This window comes from Chryseobacterium sp. RU37D, from assembly GCF_900156075.1.
GTDB lineage: Bacteria > Bacteroidota > Bacteroidia > Flavobacteriales > Weeksellaceae > Chryseobacterium.
In genome coordinates this window covers 17,434-39,403 of record NZ_FTMM01000010.1, presented here as the reverse complement: position 1 = coordinate 39,403, position 21,970 = coordinate 17,434, and the positions used below count along the sequence as shown (strand labels likewise).

The following is a 21,970-nucleotide window of genomic DNA, read 5'->3' as shown; positions in this document are numbered from 1 at the left end:
TTCCAAACAACTTTTACGCTCCGGAACTTCTGTGGGTGCAAATGTTAGAGAAGCTTTGAATGCTCAAAGCAGAATGGATTTTATTCATAAACTCTCAATTTCTCAAAAAGAATGTGATGAAACAATTTATTGGCTTGAGCTTTTGTTTGCAACAGATTATATTTCAAAGGAAGAATTTGATAATTTGATAAATCAGGCAAGGGAGATTTTAAAAATGATTAGAAGTATAATTATAACTACGAAGCAAAAAACTCATAACTCATAATTAATAACTTATAACAATAATAAATAACATAAAATAAAAGTAAAGTGAAAGTTTCAAAATTGGCAGCGAACCTTATTGGTTCTGAAATTGTAAAAATTGGTAACGAAGTAAATGATTTAAAGACAAAAGGAGCCGAAATTGCTAACCTTACGATTGGTGATTTAAATTCTAATATTTATCCGATTCCTGCAAAATTGAAGGAGGAAATTCAGAAAGCTTATCAGAATAACCTTACCAATTATCCGCCTGCTAACGGACTTTTATCTTTAAGAAAAGAAGTTTCCAAAGACTTGAAAACCAGATGGAATCTTGATTATTCTCCAAACGATATTTTGATCACGGCTGGTTCAAGACCTTTGATCTATGCTGTTTATAAAACAATTGTTGATGAGGGAGATAAAGTAGTATATCCAATACCATCCTGGAACAACAACCATTATGCTTACCTTACCTCTGCCAATCCGGTCGAAGTAAAAACAACTCCGGAAAACAACTTCCTTCCGACTGCTGACGATTTAAGACCTCATTTGGAAGGAGCGGTTTTACTGGCTCTTTGTTCACCGTTAAACCCTACAGGGACGATTTTTACGAAAGAACAGCTTTCTGAGATCTGTGAATTGGTTTTAGCTGAAAACAAAAAAAGAGGTGAAAATGAAAAGCCATTGTACCTAATGTATGATCAGATTTATTCTAACCTTACTTTCGGTGCAAAACATGTAGATCCGGTTTCTCTTTTCCCTGAAATGAAAGACTATACCATTTATATCGATGGTATTTCAAAATGCCTTGCAGCAACAGGAGTTCGTGTAGGTTGGGGATTTGGCCCTACTCATATCATGGACAAAATGAAGGCTTTACTTACCCACGTTGGAGCATGGGCACCAAAGCCTGAACAGGAAGCAACTGCAAAATACTTTGAAAACCCAGATGATGTGAATTCATTTGTTGAAGATTTTAAGGATAAGTTGGAAGCAAGCTTAAAAGTTCTTCATGCCGGAATCCAGGATTTAAAAGAAAAAGGTCTTGCCGTTGACAGTATTGAGCCGATGGGAGCGCTTTACCTTACCATTAAGTTAGATTATATTGGAAAAACCAAGCCAGACGGTTCTGTGATTGAAAATTCGTCTGATTTGGTATTCTATTTAATTAATGAAGCCGGAGTTGCTCTGGTTCCTTTCTCAGCTTTTGGTGAAGAAAAATCTGAGCCTTGGTTCAGGGCTTCTGTTGGAGGTTTACCCATTGAAGAAATTTCTACAATGATGCCGAAGTTGGAGAATGCTTTGAATAATCTTAAATAATTTTTTAATAAATAATAAATGCTTCGACCTTGCTCAGCATGACATACTAATACTAAATGTTTTTAACAGCATATTTTAGTGATGTCATGCTGAGCAAGGTCGAAGAGTTTTGGAATTAACAACTCAACAACTTATGAAAATAATCGCAGTCATTCCTGCCCGTTACCAAGCAAGTCGTTTTCCTGCAAAACTGATGCAGATGTTGGGCGAAAAAACAGTAATTACCACTACGTATCAAAATGTTGCAGAAACAGGTTTATTCGATGAAGTTTTTGTGGCTACAGATTCGGAAATTATTTTTGATGAAATTATAAAAAACGGAGGAAAAGCAGTTATGACCGGTCAGCACGAAACGGGAAGCGACAGGATCGCAGAAGCTGTGCAAAATATTGATTGTGATATAGTTATCAATGTTCAAGGTGACGAGCCGTTTCTTAAATTAGAACCTTTAAAGCAGTTAATTGAAGTTTTTCATAACGATGAAAATCAGGAAATTTCTTTAGCTTCATTAAAAATAAAACTGACTGAAAAAGAAGAAGTTGAAAACCCAAATAACGTAAAAGTAATTACGGATAACAACGGTTTTGCCCTCTATTTCAGCCGTTCCGTAATTCCTTATCACAGGGAAATTTCCTATAATATCGATTACTTTAAACATATTGGCGTTTACGCTTTCAGAAAACATGCCTTAATTCAGTTTTCAAAGCTGGAAATGAAACCCTTGGAAATCTCGGAAAAAATCGAATGCATCCGATATCTGGAATATGGTATGAAAATCAGGCTGATAGAAACGAGTTTTATCGGAGTAGGGATTGATACACCTGAAGATTTGGAGAAAGCACGAAAATTATTATCGAATTAATTGGTAAATTGCTATATTAATATATTGGTAAATTAATAAAGCCTTATATTTGAATTTATAAAAAGAATTAATGAAGAAATTACTTTTAGTTTTTGTCCTTATATTTTCAAATTTTTCGTTTGCACAGACAGCAAAGGAAATTATTGATAAAAATATTGAATTGTCCGGAGGATTAACGAATTGGAAGCTCTTAAATTCAGTCTTACTTCAAGGAAAAGTAATCTTGGGAATTAAAGATGAATATCCGATTAAGATCTATCAGCAGCGGCCCAATCTTACAAAAACCGTCATCACGATTGGTGGGAAAGAAACGGCAATAGAAGGCTATGATGGAGCAAAAGGCTATGCAATGAATTATGCCAACAACAAGCTGCAGGAATATGCTGAATATGTTCCGGAAAGCTTTGATAATGACTTTATTGATTGGGAAAATAAAGGGTTTGATGCAAAGTATTTAGGTAAAGAGAAAATAGGCAATATTTATTGTCATAAAGTTGAATTAACAAAAAATGTTAATAAAAATATATACTATTTTGATACAAAAAGCTATATGCTTTTAAGGGAAGTGAAAAAAGATGAAACACTAGATTATGCCGAGTATAAAAAGATCGGAAATCTCTCAATGCCTTTCAGGATTGAATCTTCCAGCACAAAAAAAGATGGAGATTATGTAATGTTGATTAATAGAGTTGATATTAATAAAGTATTTCCTACTAATATTTTTAAATTTTAATTAAAAAATAAATTATTATGAAAAAATTCTTTTTAGTGATGCTTTCTTTTGTGGCATTTTTCAATAGTTGTGCTCAAAAAAAGAGTGATGTCTCTAAGGCTAAAACTAAGGAACTTATGGGAAAATCAATATATGATTTCAAAGTTGATGCTCTTGAAGAAGGAAAACAGATCAACTTTGCAGATTTTAAAGGAAAAAAAATTCTTATTGTAAATACCGCTTCAGAATGCGGATTTACCCCTCAATATGCTGATCTTGAGAAAGTTTCAGAACTGTATAAGGATAAATTAGTGGTGGTAGGCTTTCCTGCAAATAATTTTGGAGGCCAGGAACCCGGAACAAATAAGGAAATTGGTGCTTTTTGCCAGAAAAACTATGGGGTAACTTTTCCGATGGCTGCTAAAGTTTCCGTGAAAGGAGATGATACCGCTCCGATATTTAAGTATTTAACGGAAAAAGACCTTAATGGTGTAAAAAATACCACAGTCCTTTGAAATTTTACTAAATTCTTAATTGATGAAAACGGAAAACTGGTTGATTCTTTCGTAAGCACCACCAAACCTACGGATGATGCAATTACGAAATACTTAAAGTAATTTATCAATGTATTAATTTAACAGTATAACAATTAAGATGTTTGTGTTATTAAATCTGTTTAAACTTTTTATTTTCAATGACCAACTCTGTAGATCTTTACTATTGCCTTAAATGACAATGACCATAGCCCCGATTGTAACGGTATCCTTTTGTGTAGCGAAGCGAAACAAAAGATATAGTGAAAAGCGGTAAATTGCTCTTAAAAAGTTTAAACAATTTTATTGATAAATTGTTACATTGTTACATTGAGTTACTCATTACTTTTCTCCGCAAAGCAAAAAATATTTCCTAATTTGATACTGGAATATCCATTGCTTTTGATCTTTGAAGAATTGATCATTGCTTTGGCCAAAATATTTGTAGGTAAAGGTTTCTGACTCTCTAGCAGCCCAATTTTATTGGCAAATCTTATAATTCTGCTTCCTAAAACTTCTCCGGTTCTGTCAGAGTCTTTTCTCTCAAGCATTCCCGGTTTGAAGATGATTATTTTAGTAAAATGTAACTGTTTTACAGCTTCTTCCAGCTCACCTTTCATTTTAGAATAGAAAATTTTAGACTTGGGATTAGCCCCGTATGCAGAAATCAGGATATAATCTTCCACATTATTTTCTTTCGCAGCCTTTGCAAATTCATACTGATAATCAAAATCTACTTTTCTTTGGGCGTCCTTACTTCCTGCAGCCTTCAAAGTGGTTCCGAGGCATGAAAAGGCAACATCACCCTTCACCATATTTTTCCACTCATCCGGATTTTCGAAATTTATTACATGTACTTTGAGTTTATCATTCTGAATATCAATAGGTTTCCTTACGAAAATATGGACTTCCTCAAAATCTTTATCATCGAGTAACTGATTGACCAAATCTTTTCCTGTAGCGCCTGTAGCGCCGATAACGAGAGCTTTCATAATAATATATTTTATAGTGATGTTTGTTTTTTAAATTTACTAAATTTGAATTGAATTTTATATTTTTAAATAAGAAAAATTATTCATTACCAATTACTTATTACCAATTTAAAACATGGATGCTAACGAAATTCTAGATTATTGTTTTGCAAAAAAAGGTGTTACGGAAACTTTTCCTTTTGATAATGAAACACTTGTAATGAAAGTCGGAACGAAAATGTTCTTATTGATGGCTTTGGAAAAACAACCGCTTACCATTAATGTAAAAACTGATCCGGAATGGAGTGCGGAACTTCGTGAACAGCATCCACAGATCACAGGTGCCTATCATATGAACAAAACCCATTGGAATTCCGTATTGGTAGATGGATTGAAACGCAATTTGATTTTCAAATTAATAGATCAGTCATATGAATTGGTTTTTAAGTCATTAACAAAAAAAGCTCAGAATGAAATTAATGATTCCTTATAAATAATTAGACACATTTGAGATGAAAGACATTAACTACTAAAAATAATTTAAATATAAAATAAAAGCAAATGAAAAAGAATCTTTTATTGTTCATGACGGCAGGAGTACTGTTATTAAGCTGTAATAAACACGATAAAAAAGCTGCGGCTGAAAATATTCAATCAAATTTTAAAAAGCCCTCCTCAGCTGATAGTCTAAAGAATTCTGAAAATTTAAAATTGGAATTCACCGGTTCAGAAAAATTTAGTATTAAAAATCCCAAGCTTAAAGTTAGTTTATATGGTCATGATCCGCTTTTAGCTGATACTCCGGCTACCTTAATTACCGAACAGGAATATGAAGAAACCTCAATTCCGTTTACGATTAATATGCCCGTGCCAAAAGATGCTGCAGATCGTATCGACCCTAAAATTAAAGACAGAATAAAATACTATGTTTCCATTGAATGGGATTCTGACGGGAATGGTAAAGCGAGTGAAAAAAGAGATATTTATATCGACCATGACAAGGAATTTCCTAATGTAAAGCTTAATGGAGAACCACAGAAAATTTATTTAAAAATATTAAAATAGAAGAAAGAAAAGCTTACCAATCTGTAAGCTTTTTTATTTCTTTAAACTGAAATTCTTCAGTTAATCTTTTATCTTCATCCAGTCTTTCAATTAATTTTTCAAGGCCTTCAAATTTAATTTCATCATGAAGAAAATCCCGGAATTTTACGGTAATTTTTTGATCATAGATATCACCATCGAAATCAAGGATATAGACTTCAACCGTTAATTTTTCTCCATTCACGGTAGGATTTGTTCCAATGCTCAACATGCCTTTATATTGCTGTCCATGAATAAAAACTTCAACAATATAAGCGCCTTTTTTAGGAAGAAGTTTAATAGAATCCGTTTCGATATTGGCTGTGGGATACCCAATCGTTCTTCCGATTTTTTTTCCATGAACTACCTTTCCGGAAACAGAGTAGGGGTAACCCAGCATTTCATTGGCTTCCTTGATGTTACCCGCCAAAAGTGCATTTCGGATTTTGGTAGAGCTGATATTTTTTTCGTGAATATTGATGGCTTCCATTCGTTCGACTTCAAAATCCAATTCCTTTGATAGTTTTTGAAGTAGTTCAAAGTTTCCGCTTTTATTTTTTCCGAAAGAATGGTCGTAACCTATAATTAAATATTTAACATTTAGTTTTTCAATTAAAATCTGGCGTACAAACTCTTCACCCGTCAAATTTCGGAACTCTTCATCAAATTCTTTCAAAAATAAATTGCTGATACCGTATTTTTTCATCAGAAATTTCTTTTCTTCTAAAGTATTCAGGAGTTTTAAATCTTCATTAGGATTAAAAATAAACCTCGGATGCGGCCAGAAAGTGAGGACGGCAGTTTCTAAATTATTATCTTCACCTACCTTCATAAGCTCACTGATAATGCTTTTATGACCAAGATGTACCCCGTCAAACATACCCAAAGACAGAGCTAAAGGCTTTTGAGATGAATTATCTATAAAATTCTTGAAAACTTTCAAAATAGAAAAAATTTTGACTGCAAATATATATATAAAGTAGCAATGTATCAATACAACAGTTTACCAATATTTTAATCTACGATTATTGTTATATTGCTAAATTGATACATTGTTACACTTATAAAAAAGTATGATAAAAATCTCTTTTTTACCAATTGTGGGTTTATGAAGAATCATTATATTTGCACCAAGAAAAAATTTAGCAATGGCAAACCAAATTAAAGGTAAAATTTCTCAAATTATTGGTCCGGTAATCGACGTTGTCTTCAATGATGTGGAAGCAGTTCCAGCGATCTATGATGCGTTAGAAATTACAAAAGAAAACGGTGAAAAAGTAGTTTTAGAGGTAGAACAACATATTGGCGAAGACACCGTAAGATGTATCGCAATGGACGCTACTGACGGTCTTAAAAGAGGGCAGGACGTAATAGGATACGGAAATCCTATCGTTATGCCAATCGGTGAAGCTGTAAACGGAAGACTTTTCAACGTAGTTGGTGATGCTATCGACGGACTTCAAAATATTTCTAAGGATGGTGGTCTTCCAATTCACAGACCAGCTCCAAAATTTGATCAACTTTCAACTTCTGCAGAGGTTTTATTTACAGGGATTAAAGTAATCGACTTAGTTGAGCCTTATGCGAAAGGAGGTAAAATTGGTTTGTTCGGTGGTGCAGGTGTAGGTAAAACTGTATTGATCCAGGAGTTGATTAACAATATTGCAAAAGGACACGGTGGTCTTTCTGTTTTTGCCGGAGTAGGTGAAAGAACGAGAGAAGGAAATGACCTTTTGAGAGAGATGTTGGAATCTGGTATTATTAAATATGGTGATGATTTCATGCACTCTATGGAAAACGGAGGTTGGGATCTTTCTAAAGTAGATTTAGAGGCTATGAAAGATTCTAAAGCAGCATTCGTTTTCGGACAGATGAACGAGCCACCTGGAGCAAGAGCGAGAGTAGCACTTTCTGGTCTTACTTTAGCTGAGTATTATAGAGACGGTGGAGAAAGCGGACAAGGTAGAGACGTACTTTTCTTCGTAGATAACATTTTCCGTTTTACACAGGCTGGTTCTGAGGTGTCTGCACTTCTTGGTCGTATGCCTTCTGCCGTAGGTTACCAACCAACATTGGCATCTGAAATGGGTGCGATGCAGGAAAGAATTACTTCAACTAAAAATGGTTCAATTACTTCAGTACAAGCGGTTTACGTGCCTGCGGATGACTTAACTGACCCTGCTCCTGCAACTACGTTTGCTCACTTGGATGCAACTACGGTTCTAGATAGAAAAATTGCTTCTTTAGGTATTTATCCAGCAGTAGATCCATTGGCTTCTACATCAAGAATATTAGCTCCGGAAATTATAGGTAATGAGCATTATGACTGTGCACAGAGAGTAAAAGAAATTCTTCAAAGATATAAAGCTCTTCAAGATATCATCGCTATCCTTGGTATGGAAGAACTTTCTGAAGAAGATAAGGCTGTTGTTTATCGTGCAAGAAAAGTTCAGAGATTCCTATCTCAACCTTTCCACGTTGCTGAGCAATTTACGGGTATTCCGGGTGCATTGGTAGATATCAAAGATACGATCAAAGGATTCAACATGATCATCGATGGTGAACTAGACCACTTACCGGAAGCTGCTTTCAACTTGAAAGGAACTATCGAAGAAGCGATCGAAGCCGGACAAAAAATGCTAGCTGATAACGCTTAATAAAATTAATTAGACACAAGATGTCAGATTCTAGACATGAGACTGTTATGTCTGAAATCTGAATTCTGAAATCTTTAAATCTAAACTAATGAATATAAAAATTTTAACACCAGAATACGTAGTTTTTGAAGGAGAAATAGACTCAGTATTGTTACCTGGAAAGAATGGTGAATTCCACATCATGCAAAACCACGCAGGAATTGTTTCTTCTTTGATCGGAGGTAAAGTAAAATTATATGCAAAGTCCATAAGTGAAGCATATTCAAAATATTTTACTAAAGAAAATGAAAAAGATTCGGTTTTTTCTTATCCTATCAAAAGCGGTGTTGTAGAATTTAATCATAATAAAGGAATTATCCTTTGTGAATAATTAAATAATAAAGCTAAATATATTTTCAAGAAAGTGTAACTTTGGTTGCACTTTTTTTTATGTTGTAAGAATCTGATTTTATGAAAAGAAATTTAATCATTTTATTTACAGTTTTAGGAATTCTGTTGAATGCCCAAATCATCAAGACTAAAAGAGGAATCGTAACTCTTGACGGAATTCATGTCGCAAAAATCTCGAATAAAGGAAGTGAGTATACTTTCATGGATCTAAAGGAAAACCCAATCTATACTATTGAGTTTGTTGATAAAAGTATAGTAGATTCAGTAAGAGATAGTTATATAAAATTAAACAGAATTTATAATAAAGAGAAAGTTCTGGAATTGGACTATATTTCACCTTCGGCATTTTCGGGCGAAGAAAAATCTGCAGTGTATACTTCGGTTAAAGCATTAAAGATTATTGATAATAAAGGAATCAACATTAAAAATCTGGATGAGCTTTTTTCTAAAACTCCCAAAAGAAATCTAGATTCAAAAACCAAAGAAGCCTATTTCGTAAGAAGTAAAATTGATAAGCTGAATATTACGGTCAATAATGTTGGGGAAATATTAAGTAATGGAAAACCTGTTGGTTACTTTACCAATCTTCCCACAAGTTTTGGTTCTGACGATACGATTACCGATAAAACTTTTGTAGATATTGAAATTTATGATGCTAATAGCAAATATATTGGAAAATATATCACCACAACCAAACAAATAAAATCCGTTGGTGGAAAAACCTTTACCATTTATAAGGAAATGTCCGGACGCGCATCCATTTTGAAATTTCCTACTTACAAAGCTATTGCAGAACGGATAGCGATCATGGATCCGAATTTTATAAAAATTCAAGGGAAAGTTGTAGCTGGCCAGGTTTTAAAGGATGGTGTTGAAAAATAAAATATCAATAGGAACGGGCTTTAGCCCGTTTACAAAAAATAAAATCAATTGGCTTTAGCCAAAAATTATAAAAGAAAAACTACTGAAAAAAATTTCAAGAGTTTTTTTGTTCTCCTTACTATTTGTATTAAATTTTTCTATCTTGTTTGTCATTCCGTACAAATATCGACATCGTTTCACTAAAGTTTTAGCATAGAGAATGACAAACTTAGCGGATATTTTTGATGTTAAAAAATCGAAAAATAATAATATTTGTAAAGCCTACAAACTCAAAATCACACCATTTTCTTTAAGCTGTTGAATCGGCTTTGAAAACCAGAATAATTCAAAATCTTCAAAATTTTCTTCAAAATTCACCTTAAGTTGCTGAAGGGTAATTCTTTGATATTTTTCCATTGAATTTTCATCCAACATTTTCATTAGCCATTCTGCTTTTTCCTGCTCTAATTCTATACTAACAATATTTGTTTTTAAATGAAATGTAATTCTTGTATACAAATATGTAGATTCCTTTTTTGTTTTTACACGATTCTCAGCGATTACGTTTTTCGTTAAAAAAATTACTTTTGAATTTCCTTTAAAATTAAAATTCTCATCTTCCAACAAACAGTTGTGAATATAATCAGGATGAATGATCGTTCTCGGAATTTTAAAATCAAACCATTTCTGAAGAGGAAGCTCAAAATTAATTCCGTGCATATAATTGAACAAAGATTTTTTTAGACCGAAGCTAAACTTTCCATGATCGATTCCTGTTTTGTCTGTAAAATCTATATCATTATTTGCAAACAAAATTTCCTGCTTAATCGGAATTACTCCAAATTCTTCAGGATTCAAGCCAACAGGCGAGTGGGCGGTCATCGCAAATTGATGCCAAAATCCACTTTGCAAAATTCCCATTTCAAACATCTGCCGAACCATTTCCAAAGAATCAACCGTTTCCTGAACAGTTTGAGTTGGATAACCATACATCAGATATGCATGAACCATAATTCCTGCTTCTGTAAAATTTCTCGTTACTTTCGCCACCTGATCTACGGAAACTCCTTTATCAATTAACTTTAGTAATCGATCGCTCGCTACTTCAAGTCCGCCCGAAACTGCTACACAACCAGAAAGTTTTAGTAAAAAACAAAGATCTCGCGAAAAGCTTTTTTCAAAACGAATATTCGTCCACCAGGTAATGACTAGGTTTCTTCGCATAATCTCTAAAGCAACTTCACGCATCAACGCAGGTGGAGCAGCTTCATCCACAAAATGAAAACCGGTTTCTCCAGTTGTCCGGATCAGTTCTTCCATTCTGTCGACCAGAATTTTCGCCGAAATCGGTTCGTAAATTTTAATATAATCTAAAGAAATATCGCAAAAAGTACATTTTCCCCAGTAGCATCCGTGCGCCATCGTCAGTTTATTCCATCGTCCATCGCTCCATAGGCTGTGCATCGGATTGGCTATTTCAATCACAGAAATGTATTTATCTAGCTGTAAATCAGTGTAATCTGGTGTTCCGATTTCTGCTTGTTTATAATCATGCCTTTTAGAATTACTTTTATAAATAACTTCTTTATTTTCAATTAAAAAAGTTCTTTTGGCTTCAAAAGGCTCAGCGACTGAATTAGTAATATTTTGATAAAGTAACTCAATAGGAAGCTCTCCATCGTCCAAAGTAATAAAATCAAAAAATTCAAAAACACGTTTGTCTTTAACTTCCCTTAATTCAGTGTTAGGAAAGCCGCCCCCCATCACAGTTTTTATATGAGGATAGCTTTCTTTAATAAACTTTGCGCAACGAAAAGCAGAATATAAATTTCCAGGAAAAGGAATAGAAAAGCAAACCAATTTTGGCTGTACAACATCCAGTGTTTCCTTAAGAATTTTTAATGTGAAATTATCAATAAAAGTGTGCTCGTCTGTTATTTTTGAATATAGTTCATCAAAAGAATTGGCACTTTTTCCCAGTCTTTCTGCATATCTGCTGAATCCAAAATCAGGATCAATGTTTTCAACTATATAATCAGATAAATCTTCTAAATATAAGGTAGCCAAATGTTTAGCCTTATCTTGTAAACCCATGTTCCCAAAGGCAAATTCCATATCATCCAATTGGTTGAATCGGGAAGCTTCCGGCAAGAAGTTAATCGAACAAATCTGTCTGGCTAAAGTTGGCGTTTTGCCCTGTAGAAAAGAAATAACCTGATCAATGGTTTTAATGTATTCATTTCTTAAAGCAAAAATTCTTTGTGAATTCTCAGAAACATTCTGAATATCAATCTCTTTATTGAAAATTATTTTGATTCCATCTTTTGAAAATAATTTTAAAATCACCTCAATTCCCAAATCAATTTGATAGCTTGAAATATTTTTGGTATTCAAAAAGCCTTTGATATAAGCCGTTGCAGGATAAGGAGTGTTGAGCTGGGTAAAAGGCGGAGTGATAAGAAGCAGATCTTTCTTCAACAGTAAAATTTTTGCAAAGTTATTTTAAATATTTGAATTTTAAGAATGAATAGTCTTTTTACTTCCAGCCAAAACATTTAAAATTACACCGAAAAGTATTAAAGTAATTCCAAGAAATAAATTAAAAGTAAATTTTTCATGAAAAATAAGAACACTCACCATTACTGCGACCACAGGTTCCAATGCACCCAATATTGCGGTGGGGGTTGATCCAATATATTTTATTGCGAAAACCAGACATAGAGTTGAAATAACTGTTGTTGAAAAAGCAAAAATTAAAAAATTAAAAAAAATATCTGTAGAGGGGATCGCAAAAGATTCTTTCCCGATTAAAGCTTTAATCATGAAAAAAAATGATGTAAAAAGCATAGAATAAAAGGAAAGTTTAAACCCCGAAACTTTTATATTAGATTTATTCACAATAATGATATAAAGTGCATAAGAAAGTGAACTTAGCATGACAATGCCGAGACCTAAGTAATTAATTTCCAGTCCTTTTCCTTTTAAACACAAAATAATTACTCCGGCAAAAGCAAAGAGTAAAGAGAAAGAGGAAAGTCTGGTAAGCTTCTCTTTATAAAAGAAAAACATAATTAATGCTACAATAACCGGATAGATGAAAAGTACCGTTGATGCAATTCCAGCAGTGAGATAATCATAACCCAGAAATAGGAATTCTGAAGAAAATGCATAACAAATTCCTAGAACAGCTAAAATTAATGTTTCTTTCCTATTAATATAAAAATTTTCTTTAGAATAGAGTAAATAGCCACCAATCATTAATGCAGAAAATAAAAATCTATAAAATAAAGTAATGTCCATAGAAAAATGGGCTTGCTTTACTGGCAGAATAAAAATCGGTATCAAGCCATATGAGACCGAAGAAATAATTCCTAAAGCATAACCTTTAAATTTCATTATATTATTCTATAGAATTTTCAAATTGTATAATAAAAAACCACTGATTTATGTCAGTGGTTTTTAGTTTATATTGATTAAATCTCTTTAAAGCTTAAGCCCTGTTCTGCAAGTAGTTTTTGCTCTTGTTCTTTATAGTAACCACTTACTAGTTTATCATGAATTGCTTCAAAAGCAGCAAGAGTTTCATTAATTTCAGAATCTGTATGGGATGCTGTAGGAATTAATCGTAGCAAGATCATTCCTTTAGGTATTACAGGGTAAACCACTACAGATGTGAAGATTCCGTATATCTCTCTAAGATCTTTTACTAATAATGTAGCTTCTACCGGAGTTCCCTGCATCATTACCGGAGTTACGCAAGTGTTGGTATCACCGATGTTAAATCCTCTTTCTCTAAGCCCGTTCTGCAATTTGTGCGTATTTTCCCAAAGCTTTGCCTTAATTTCCGGTCTTGTTCTTAATAATTCCAATCTTTTTAAACCTCCGATTACCATTGGCATAGTCAAAGATTTTGCAAAAATCTGAGATCTCAGATTAAATTTCAGGTATCTGATAATTTCCTTATCTCCAGCGATAAAAGCCCCGAAACCAGCCATTGACTTTGCAAAAGTAGAGAAGTACACATCAATCTGATCCTGACATCCCTGCTCTTCACCTGCTCCTGCTCCCGTTTTTCCAAGAGTTCCGAAGCCGTGGGCATCATCAACTAAAAGTCTAAATTTATATTTTGATTTTAATTCACAGATTTCTTTCAATTTACCTTGCTGTCCCCTCATCCCGAAAACACCTTCCGTGATAACTAAAATACCACCTCCCGTTTCTTCAGCGACTTTTGTTGCTCTTTGAAGATTTTTTTCAAGACTTTCGATATTGTTATGCTTGTAAGTAAATCTTTTTCCGGCGTGAAGTCTTACACCATCTACGATACAAGCATGAGAATCAACATCATAAACAATTACATCATTTCTTCCTACCAAAGCGTCAATGGTAGAAACCATACCCTGGTAACCGAAGTTCAATAAATACGCAGACTCTTTTTTAACGAAATCTGCTAATTCTTTTTCCAATTGCAAATGCTGTTCTGTTTCACCTGACATTGCTCTTGCCCCCATTGGATAAAACATTCCGAATTCTGCAGCAGCTTTAGCATCAGCTTCCAAAACTTCAGGATGATTACACATACCCAGATAATCATTAGCGCTCCAGAAGATCACTTCTCTTCCCTGAAATCTCATTCTGGGCCCAATTGGTCCTTCCAATCTTGGGAAAATAAAATATCCTTCTCCGTAATCTGCAAATTGTCCAAGGGGTCCTGGATTGTTTTTTATTCTTTCAAAAATATCCAACATTATATTTCGTAATTTTTAGTAAAAGCCTTTAATATTAATAAAAAAGGCTTCTTTTTATCGTAATTTATTATTTAATGATCTCAGTTTTGAAAACTTCATCATAATTGTGAACACAATTATTTATAAAGCCCTGTTCCGCCATCCATTTGTCACTATACACTTTTGTAATGTATCTTGAACCGTGATCTGGATAAATAAGAACGATGACATCATTTTCTGAAAACTCGTGAGATTGAGCATATTGTAGTAATGCCTGAGTAACAGCTCCGGTAGTATAGCCTCCCATAATGGCTTCTTTCAGGGCTATTTCACGGGTTCTGTAGGCTGACATTTCATCATTTACCCTTACAAACTCATCTACTTTGTCAAAAAGAAGGGCAGAAGGTATTAAGTTTTTTCCCATTCCCTCAATTTGGTAAGGATGAACATCTTCTTTGTGAATTTCTCCTGTTTCGTGGTAACTTTTAAGGATAGATCCGTCGGCGTCAACACCAATGATTTTAATATCAGGATTTTTTTCTTTTAAAAATTTTGCAGAACCGGATAATGTTCCACCAGTTCCTGTACAGGCAAAAAGGTGTGTAACTTTACCTTGGGTCTGTTCCCAAATTTCAGGACCTGTGGTCTGATAGTGCGCATCAATATTCAATTCATTAAAATATTGATTAATATACACAGAATTTGGTGTTTCTAAAGCAATTCTTTTAGCTACCTCATAGTATGATCTTGGATCATCCGCAGCTACATTGGCGGGGCAGACATATACAATAGCACCCAATGCTTTCAGGTAAGCAATTTTTTCTGGTTTCGTCTTGTCGCTTACAGCCAGAATACATTTGTATCCTTTAATGATGCATACCATTGCAAGAGAAAAACCGGTATTTCCAGAAGTAGTTTCTACAACTACAGAATTTTCATTTAATAAACCTTTTTTCTCAGCATTTTCTATAATATGAAGTGCGATTCTATCTTTAGTGGAATGTCCAGGATTATATGATTCTAACTTGGCATAAACAGTTGCAGGAATATCTTTCGTAACAGTATTAAGCTTCACCATGGGAGTATTTCCTATAAGGCCAAGTATATTATCGTAAACATTACTCATTATTTGTTATTTTTCAATAAAAATCTGTCGGCAAAAATACAAAAAAAATAAACTATTTCTAAACTTTTGTTTGATTTATCACCTCTAAAATAGATAAATTTTATTTTTTAATCATAATTTTCCAGATGAAAGTTTTCAAAAAGTGAGCCAAAATTTTTAAATTTTGTTAAAAACCTTCTAAAATCATATAAAAGCCTTATTTTCGCGTAATTGATTTAATACTATGAAAAATTGGACTTTTAGGCAATGGAACACTGTTCTCGGATGGGTAGTTTTCGTTATTGCATTTTTCACGTACTTGTCCACCATAGAACCCAATTTCAGCTTTTGGGATTGTGGCGAGTATATTTCCTCAGCTGTAAAACTTGAAGTAACGCACGCTCCGGGGGCTGCCTTATTCCAGATTTTGGGTGCTGTAGCAGCCATTTTTGCTTTTGGAAAGGGCGAAAATTATTCTATTGTAATCAATGCGATGTCTGCATTGTTCAGTGCACTTACGATTCTGTTTTTGTTCTGGACGATCACACATCTTGTAAGAAGAATGCTGAACAAAGATTTTGATGAAATTACAAAGCATCAGGAGATTTCTATTCTTTTTGCAGGAATAGTGGGGGCTTTATGCTTTACATTTTCGGACACATTTTGGTTTTCTGCGGTGGAGGGTGAAGTGTATTCAATGGCATCCATGTTTATTGCGCTTTTAGTCTGGCTGATCACAAAATGGGAAAATGAATATAAAGCTCCGGACAACGAGCGCTGGATTATCCTTATTTTCTTTATTTTAGGACTTTCTGTGGGAGTTCACATGATGTGTATGCTGGCAATTCCTGCGGTTTGTCTGATATATTATGCGAGAAATTACAAATTTACCTGGAAGAATTTCCTTTTGGCAAACGGAATTACCTTATTAATATTGGCAATTGTATTTAAAGGAATTTTCCCTTTCATCATGACTATGTTCGGAAAGCTTGAGATTTTCTTTGTCAACGGATTAGGTTTACCTTTCCATTCAGGAACGATTGCAGCATTTATTTTAATGATCGCGATCTGCTATTTCCTGATTTCTTATTCCAGAAAAATGAAAAGAAATGTCTATCAGATAATTGCCTTGTCTGTAGTTTTTATGATGATCGGTTTTTCATGCTGGATGGTAATTCCTATCAGGGCAAATGCCAATCCTCCGATGAACCTTAATGATCCGGACAACGCGATTGGTATGCTGGATTACTATAACAGGGAACAATATGGCGATTGGCCTACGATCTATGGGCAAAACTATACGGCCTTCCTTGATGCCAACGGAATTGAAAAAAATGAAGACGGAAGCTTTAGAACCACCAAGACAGGAGAGATCTACGAAAAGGATGAGAAAACCGGGACCTACAGAAAAACAGGGGACCGATTTAACTATGTTTTCAATAAGGCTCATGTAGGTTTTATGCCGAGGATGTTTAATGAGGATAAAGATGTAATGGCCAATTATATCTCCATGTATGGGGCACCGGATTTTTCATTTAACTATGGAAATGAGGATGTTGCAGACAGCCCTGAAGCTAAACGGATTTTTGATGAATTAAGAAAAAAATATGAAGACGGAACAGTTACAGCATCTGATTACTTAAAGGTAAAACCATATAATTTAATTAATGTTCAGAAACCGTCTTTAGGGCAGAACCTTAATTATTTTTTTACATTCCAGAACGGGTATTATTTCGTAAGATACCTGCTGTGGAACTATGTTGGCCGTCAGAATGACCTTGAAGGAAGCTCTGAAATCACAAGAGGAAACTGGATTTCCGGAATTCCTTTTATTGATAATGCGGTGGTAGGAAATCAAGATAAGCTGCCTGCAAAATTCAAAAACGAAAGTACAGTAAAATTCTTCTTTTTACCTTTATTATTAGGACTAATCGGATTCTTTTTCCAATTAAATAAAGACTTTGGAAGATTCTATGCAATGTTCTCCATCTTTATATTAATGAGTGTAGGAATTATTTTCTATACCGGTGTAAAGCCTTTTGAACCGAGAGAAAGAGATTATGCAATGGTAGGTTCGTTTTACGTCTTTGCGGTCTGGATCGGGTTGGGAGCAGGAGCACTTCTTTGGATTCTGCAGTCTAAAGTAAAATCAAATGTGGTAAATATTGTTGCAGGGGTGGTTTTGCTTGGGGTTCCTTTCATGATGGGCTTCCAGAATTATAATGTTCACAACAGACACAACAGATATACTTCTTATGATTATGGATATTCAGTTTTAAAATCCCTGCCTAAAAATGATATTATTTTTGTGTATGGTGATAATGATACGTATCCGGTTTGGGCAATTCAGGAAACTGAAAGGTTCAGGGATGATGTGAAGGTGGTGAACTTTACACTGGCTTCAACTCCTTGGAACATTGATCAGATCAAGAGAAGAACATATAATGCGGCATCTGTTCCGGGAATTTTAACCCATGATGATTACAGAGATGGTGTAAACGACCAGATCTATATGATGAAAAAGGATGATTGGGAAGGGCTTTTCTCTATGCTGAAAGAGCAGGGCGCTCCTGAAACAGAGTTTGCGGAATTCAAAAAATATCTTACTCAGGATTCCATGACGTTGAAGGAAGCGATTAATTTTCTTAAACATAAATCTCCGGCAAAAGATGAACTTCTTAAAATGTATTTTGGAGAAGAAAAATATGAAAAATATAATATTTTACCTGTAAACAAATTTATTCTCCCTGTAAATAAAGCAAATGCACTACAGGCAGGAATTATCAATCAGGAAGACCTTCCGAATACGGTAAACCAGATTATGATTAATTATAAAGGCAATACACTTTATAAAAACAACCTGATCATGCTGGATATCCTGGCTAATTTCGACTGGAAAAGGCCGATTAATTTCTCTTCCGGAGGAATTTACGACAGTGAAAATATCTTCTATCTGGATGAGTATCTTCAGTTTGACGGCTTCAGTTACAGATTAATTCCGATCCATACGCCGCAGACTCCGGATGGTGAAATGGGTAGAGTGGATGCCAACTCGTTATACAACGTGGTGAAGAACTTCAGATGGGGTAATTTTAAAGACCTGAACACTCATTTTGATGAGACAGCTACTTCCAATATCATGAGCTACAGAAGTTCTGCAAGCAGGGCAGCTGCGGCGTTGGCGACATCGGGCCAAAAGGCAAAAGCATTGGAATTGCTTGATCTGGCTTCAAAAGAGATTCCTGCTGAAAAGTATAATGATCCACGTTCATTAAGTTCAATGGTTTACGGATATATTGTTTCCGGACAGGAAAGTAAAGGTCTGAAGCTTGCGGAAGTTCTTAAAAAAGGAATTTTTGATGAATATGACTATTATATGAGCTTAAGCAAGTACGATCAAAGCTATCTGAGAAAGCAGATCAGAACAAAGCCAATGGAATATTCGCTTGTAGTTTCTGCTGTTACAGATGCTTACACAAGAATAGGAAAGAAAGATAAGGCATATGATTACCTTGTAAAATCTATTGAGCCAATCGATAAGAAATTCAATACGTTTGTTGAAAATCTTAAGGAAATGGGCAAGGAAAAAGCAATGAATGAGTCTGAGGATGTTCAGAAAATTACGCCATTCTATCAATATTTATTTGATGTGATGGAGCCTTTTGATTCCACTTATTCGAAAGAAAAAGAGACCCAGATCACCAATGCAATTATAAAAGCAACCCAATAATAACAAAATTTAAAACGGAACTTCGGTTCCGTTTTTTTTATAATCTTTGGATTCAAAAATTTTAAGGTTATATTTGCCAAATCAAAGAAGCACAATGGCAGAGACGAAAAACAAAAGAATCCCGATCTACGCTGTAGTTTTTACAGTTGTTTTTAAACTTTTATTTTTATTAACACATTATATTCAGGAAGATGCATTTATTACTTGGAGAGTGGCTCAGAACCTTCTGGATTACGGAGTAATAGGCTTTAATGGAGCTACAAAAATCTCGGCTTCAACCACTCATCTATACGTTTTTGTTTCCTGGTTTTTTAATTTGATTTTTGGTAAAGAACATTTTATTGAACCGATTCTTATATTCAATTCTATACTTTTTACGATAGGAAGCCTTTTTCTTTCACATTTGGTGTTTAAAAACCCTTGGCATAAAGCTATATTTATATTTTTAGTCGGAATTTTACCTCCGGCAATAAAAATTTCTATTCTAGGGATGGAATACGGAATTCTTTTCTTTTTAGAAATGGCTTTATTGTATTATGGTTTTAATAAAGGTAAAAAATGGGCATTGATCATTTTTCCAATATTAATTTTATTCACAAGAATAGATACTGTAATCTTCCTGGGAATTGTCTTTCTTGTTGATCTGTTTTGGACTAAAAAAATTAGATGGAATTATATTCTGGGTGGGATTTTAGGAATTTCGACGGCATTGGCATTCAACTGGTTCTATTTTGGTGAAATTGTGAATAACACTATTGTTGCTAAAAAACTTGCGTATGACAAGCCCTATACTTTTGCTCAAAATTTGGAATATTTCAGGTTAAACTTTGGAAATTTCTGGGGAATGCTGAAGCTTCCAGGAGACTTCAATCCGTTAACGACTCTTCTTTTAATTTTTGAATTATTATGCTTTATATATTTAATCAGACAAAAAGAAAAAAGAAATATTTTTCTATGGATGATCTTTATTTTCGGGTGGGTAAAGCAATTGATTTTCCTTTCTCAGAAAAGCCTGTTCGACTGGTATTACTGGGTTCCGCAGATTTTACTGTTTGTTCCTGTTTTGATCTTCGTTTTGGAGCAAAAAGTTAAGAGAAACCTCTGGCTATCATTATTAATTATTATCTACATTATTCCAATGCTGGCCTTCCAGACCATTCATTCTATCGCTACCGGAAACGGAGAATGGAACTACAGAAGAACCATCGGAACATTTTTAAATACGTATGAAAAAGATAAGAATCAATGGATTTTTCTTGAACCGGCGGGCTATGTTCCATATTTTTCAGGATTAAAAACCATTGATGAAGTAGGCTTGGTAGATAAGAAAGTTCAGGAAGAAATCAAAAAGGATAAGCCGCATTTCTGGATCAATACTGTGAAAAACAGGAAACCGAAATATTTGCTTTCTTACCAGAATTTATTTACATCAAAAGACGCGGAATATTTGAAAAGTCATTACAAATTAATCAAAGAATTCCGTGTAAAGGATCATTTAAAAAGTGACAATAAAATTTTAGAAAAAATATACATTCTAAAGCCTTCCGGAACGGATTACAATTTATATGAAAGGATTGATTAAGCAATTAGAAATTAGAAATTAGAAATTAGAAATTAGAAATTAATTTTGCTAAACCCTAAACCCTAAACCCTAAACCCTAAACCCTAAACCCTAAGCTCTAAATGAAATACTGTGCTTTTCTTCGCGGTGTCAATGTAAAAGGAACCAATATGAAAATGGCGGAAGTCTGCCAGGTTTTCAAAGATGCAGGAATAAACGACGTGGTTTCTGTTCTGGCCTCAGGAAATATTGTTTTTTCTTCTGATAAAAAAGCGGATGAGCTTAAAAAAATCCTTGAGAAAGCCATGTCAAACTATTTTTCTTACGAAGCTTTTTTATTTGTAAAATCGGATAAGGAAACAGAAAATTTCTGGAAGGGAAACCCATTTGAAAAAAATGAAAGCCTGCATTCATATGCCTTTGTAGGAAATGATGGCATTGAGAATTTTTTAATGGAAGAATTCAAAAATGCTTCAAAAACAGAAAATGAAGATGCTAAAATTGTGAATAATATTTTCTATTGGCAGGTGCCTAAAGGTAATACTTTAGATTCTACTTTCGGGAAAATTTTAGGCAAAAAAAGCTTGAAGGATAAATTTACAAGCCGAAACATCAATACTTTTGAAAAAATCCTTAAAAAGATGAGATAAATCCCATATTTTAAAGAGATGCAGTAGAAATAAAGTAGGTTTTTCTTTTTATTTGTGCGAGTTTGTGGTTTATATTTGTCATTTAATTTTTAATCTATGAAATATTCAAAGGAATACACAGTGAAAGAAGAGCATATTGATGTTCAGGGTATTATGGACGGATTATATTATCCATTTTATATGGAGTATTGCAGGCATTCATTCATAGACGAAATTCTGGGTTTTAACCTGGAAGCCGAAGCAAGAAAAGGCATTAATATGGTTTTGTCTGAATATACCATTAATTTTGTAAGATCCTTAAAAAAGGATGACATCGTTACAGTTACCTGTGAATTGTACAGAGATAAAAATGATGTGCCGAGGCTGCATTTTCAGCAATACATTATGCTTAATAATAAAGTAGTGACAAAAGGTATTTTTACCGGAACATGCGTTCCTGCGGCAGGCGGGCGGCCATTCATCCCCGATTCGCTGAAACCGATCATTGAAAATGCTCCTGTTTTAGAATAGAGCAGTGTTGTACTAATTCTTTCCGCATACAGTAAGCTCTCAAATAATTTCCGAT

19 protein-coding genes and 1 pseudogene are annotated in these 21,970 nt (G+C 34.0%); 14 read left to right on the top strand and 6 right to left on the bottom strand.

Translation table 11 applies throughout. From position 1 onward, the window contains the following. The first annotated feature begins 31 nt into the window (after positions 1–31). The 5 genes and pseudogenes from BW926_RS06670 (at position 32) to BW926_RS06650 (ending at position 3,754) form a co-directional block, all read left to right on the top strand. On the top strand, positions 32–265 hold the full coding sequence (locus tag BW926_RS06670) for a four helix bundle protein (RefSeq protein ID WP_262484488.1): 234 nt from the start codon (positions 32–34) through the stop codon (positions 263–265). 44 nt (positions 266–309) lie between these two features. Continuing rightward, positions 310–1,563, top strand: coding sequence for a pyridoxal phosphate-dependent aminotransferase (locus tag BW926_RS06665; RefSeq protein ID WP_076445404.1), 1,254 nt, complete (start codon positions 310–312; stop codon positions 1,561–1,563). A gap of 133 nt (positions 1,564–1,696) precedes the next feature. Next, positions 1,697–2,425, top strand: a complete 729-nt coding sequence (gene kdsB, locus BW926_RS06660) for a 3-deoxy-manno-octulosonate cytidylyltransferase (RefSeq protein WP_076445402.1) — start codon at positions 1,697–1,699, stop codon at positions 2,423–2,425. A gap of 70 nt (positions 2,426–2,495) precedes the next feature. After that, positions 2,496–3,158, top strand: a complete 663-nt coding sequence (locus BW926_RS06655) for a histidine kinase (RefSeq protein WP_076445398.1) — start codon at positions 2,496–2,498, stop codon at positions 3,156–3,158. A 17-nt stretch (positions 3,159–3,175) separates the two neighbouring features. Continuing rightward, positions 3,176–3,754: pseudogene (locus BW926_RS06650) on the top strand (glutathione peroxidase). 251 nt (positions 3,755–4,005) lie between these two features. On the opposite strand, the gene BW926_RS06645 reads toward BW926_RS06650, so the two are convergent. Next, positions 4,006–4,662, bottom strand: a complete 657-nt coding sequence (locus BW926_RS06645; protein WP_076445396.1) for an NAD(P)H-binding protein — start codon at positions 4,660–4,662, stop codon at positions 4,006–4,008. Positions 4,663–4,777: 115 nt separating this feature from the next. On the opposite strand from BW926_RS06645, the gene BW926_RS06640 reads away from it, so the two are divergent. Together BW926_RS06640 and BW926_RS06635 are read left to right on the top strand one after the other, a co-directional pair. Then, positions 4,778–5,134, top strand: a complete 357-nt coding sequence (locus BW926_RS06640) for an MmcQ/YjbR family DNA-binding protein (RefSeq protein WP_076445395.1) — start codon at positions 4,778–4,780, stop codon at positions 5,132–5,134. Between the two features lie 68 nt (positions 5,135–5,202). Beyond that, positions 5,203–5,706, top strand: a complete 504-nt coding sequence (locus BW926_RS06635; protein WP_143756512.1) for a hypothetical protein — start codon at positions 5,203–5,205, stop codon at positions 5,704–5,706. 13 nt (positions 5,707–5,719) lie between these two features. On the opposite strand, the gene BW926_RS06630 is transcribed toward BW926_RS06635, so the two are convergent. Next, a complete protein-coding gene (locus BW926_RS06630) occupies positions 5,720–6,667 on the bottom strand; it encodes a bifunctional riboflavin kinase/FAD synthetase (protein ID WP_076445393.1) in 948 nt (315 codons plus the stop codon). Positions 6,668–6,872: 205 nt separating this feature from the next. Here BW926_RS06630 and atpD point away from each other — a divergent pair, with 205 nt between their 5' ends. From atpD to BW926_RS06615, 3 genes are all read left to right on the top strand, one after another. Then, positions 6,873–8,381 carry a F0F1 ATP synthase subunit beta gene (gene atpD, locus BW926_RS06625; RefSeq protein WP_076445391.1) on the top strand — a complete coding sequence of 503 codons (1,509 nt, stop codon included), beginning with the start codon at positions 6,873–6,875 and terminating at the stop codon, positions 8,379–8,381. Positions 8,382–8,469: 88 nt separating this feature from the next. Then, a complete protein-coding gene (locus BW926_RS06620) occupies positions 8,470–8,751 on the top strand; it encodes a FoF1 ATP synthase subunit delta/epsilon (RefSeq protein ID WP_076445390.1) in 282 nt (93 codons plus the stop codon). 80 nt (positions 8,752–8,831) lie between these two features. Then, positions 8,832–9,653, top strand: coding sequence for a hypothetical protein (locus tag BW926_RS06615; RefSeq protein WP_076445388.1), 822 nt, complete (start codon positions 8,832–8,834; stop codon positions 9,651–9,653). Positions 9,654–9,914: 261 nt separating this feature from the next. Here the strand turns inward: BW926_RS06615 and BW926_RS06610 are convergent, their stop codons facing one another. The 4 genes from BW926_RS06610 to BW926_RS06595 form a co-directional block, all read right to left on the bottom strand. Beyond that, entirely contained in the window at positions 9,915–12,110 is a 2,196-nt protein-coding gene (locus BW926_RS06610) for a B12-binding domain-containing radical SAM protein (protein ID WP_076445385.1), read from the bottom strand. Positions 12,111–12,149: 39 nt separating this feature from the next. Further along, positions 12,150–13,028 carry a DMT family transporter gene (locus BW926_RS06605; RefSeq protein WP_076445384.1) on the bottom strand — a complete coding sequence of 293 codons (879 nt, stop codon included), beginning with the start codon at positions 13,026–13,028 and terminating at the stop codon, positions 12,150–12,152. A gap of 77 nt (positions 13,029–13,105) precedes the next feature. Then, positions 13,106–14,377 carry an aminotransferase class I/II-fold pyridoxal phosphate-dependent enzyme gene (locus BW926_RS06600; RefSeq protein ID WP_179077986.1) on the bottom strand — a complete coding sequence of 424 codons (1,272 nt, stop codon included), beginning with the start codon at positions 14,375–14,377 and terminating at the stop codon, positions 13,106–13,108. 70 nt (positions 14,378–14,447) lie between these two features. Beyond that, entirely contained in the window at positions 14,448–15,485 is a 1,038-nt protein-coding gene (locus BW926_RS06595) for a PLP-dependent cysteine synthase family protein (RefSeq protein WP_076445380.1), read from the bottom strand. Between the two features lie 223 nt (positions 15,486–15,708). On the opposite strand from BW926_RS06595, the gene BW926_RS06590 reads away from it, so the two are divergent. The 4 genes from BW926_RS06590 to BW926_RS06575 all read left to right on the top strand — a co-directional run bounded on the left by BW926_RS06590 (position 15,709) and on the right by BW926_RS06575 (position 21,915). After that, the gene (locus BW926_RS06590) at positions 15,709–19,194 is read left to right on the top strand and encodes a glycosyltransferase family 117 protein (protein WP_076445378.1); all 3,486 of its coding nucleotides are present in this window, start codon (positions 15,709–15,711) and stop codon (positions 19,192–19,194) included. 94 nt (positions 19,195–19,288) lie between these two features. Further along, on the top strand, positions 19,289–20,776 hold the full coding sequence (locus tag BW926_RS06585; RefSeq protein WP_076445376.1) for a hypothetical protein: 1,488 nt from the start codon (positions 19,289–19,291) through the stop codon (positions 20,774–20,776). A gap of 101 nt (positions 20,777–20,877) precedes the next feature. Further along, the gene (locus BW926_RS06580) at positions 20,878–21,405 is read left to right on the top strand and encodes a DUF1697 domain-containing protein (RefSeq protein WP_076445374.1); all 528 of its coding nucleotides are present in this window, start codon (positions 20,878–20,880) and stop codon (positions 21,403–21,405) included. 96 nt (positions 21,406–21,501) lie between these two features. After that, positions 21,502–21,915, top strand: coding sequence for an acyl-CoA thioesterase (locus BW926_RS06575; RefSeq protein ID WP_076445371.1), 414 nt, complete (start codon positions 21,502–21,504; stop codon positions 21,913–21,915). The last annotated feature ends 55 nt before the right edge of the window (positions 21,916–21,970 follow it).

What these genes read in the sequence shown, in the direction of transcription:
- BW926_RS06655 (WP_076445398.1), top strand. Translation starts at nt 2,496, where the DNA reads ATGAAGAAATTACTTTTAGTTTTTGTCCTTATATTTTCAAATTTTTCG.
- BW926_RS06580 (WP_076445374.1), top strand. Translation starts at nt 20,878, where the DNA reads ATGAAATACTGTGCTTTTCTTCGCGGTGTCAATGTAAAAGGAACCAAT.
- BW926_RS06645 (WP_076445396.1), bottom strand. Translation starts at nt 4,662, where the DNA reads ATGAAAGCTCTCGTTATCGGCGCTACAGGCGCTACAGGAAAAGATTTG.
- BW926_RS06635 (WP_143756512.1), top strand. Translation starts at nt 5,203, where the DNA reads ATGAAAAAGAATCTTTTATTGTTCATGACGGCAGGAGTACTGTTATTA.
- BW926_RS06615 (WP_076445388.1), top strand. Translation starts at nt 8,832, where the DNA reads ATGAAAAGAAATTTAATCATTTTATTTACAGTTTTAGGAATTCTGTTG.
- kdsB (WP_076445402.1), top strand. Translation starts at nt 1,697, where the DNA reads ATGAAAATAATCGCAGTCATTCCTGCCCGTTACCAAGCAAGTCGTTTT.
- BW926_RS06585 (WP_076445376.1), top strand. Translation starts at nt 19,289, where the DNA reads ATGGCAGAGACGAAAAACAAAAGAATCCCGATCTACGCTGTAGTTTTT.
- BW926_RS06575 (WP_076445371.1), top strand. Translation starts at nt 21,502, where the DNA reads ATGAAATATTCAAAGGAATACACAGTGAAAGAAGAGCATATTGATGTT.
- atpD (WP_076445391.1), top strand. Translation starts at nt 6,873, where the DNA reads ATGGCAAACCAAATTAAAGGTAAAATTTCTCAAATTATTGGTCCGGTA.
- BW926_RS06595 (WP_076445380.1), bottom strand. Translation starts at nt 15,485, where the DNA reads ATGAGTAATGTTTACGATAATATACTTGGCCTTATAGGAAATACTCCC.
- BW926_RS06620 (WP_076445390.1), top strand. Translation starts at nt 8,470, where the DNA reads ATGAATATAAAAATTTTAACACCAGAATACGTAGTTTTTGAAGGAGAA.
- BW926_RS06605 (WP_076445384.1), bottom strand. Translation starts at nt 13,028, where the DNA reads ATGAAATTTAAAGGTTATGCTTTAGGAATTATTTCTTCGGTCTCATAT.
- BW926_RS06590 (WP_076445378.1), top strand. Translation starts at nt 15,709, where the DNA reads ATGAAAAATTGGACTTTTAGGCAATGGAACACTGTTCTCGGATGGGTA.
- BW926_RS06640 (WP_076445395.1), top strand. Translation starts at nt 4,778, where the DNA reads ATGGATGCTAACGAAATTCTAGATTATTGTTTTGCAAAAAAAGGTGTT.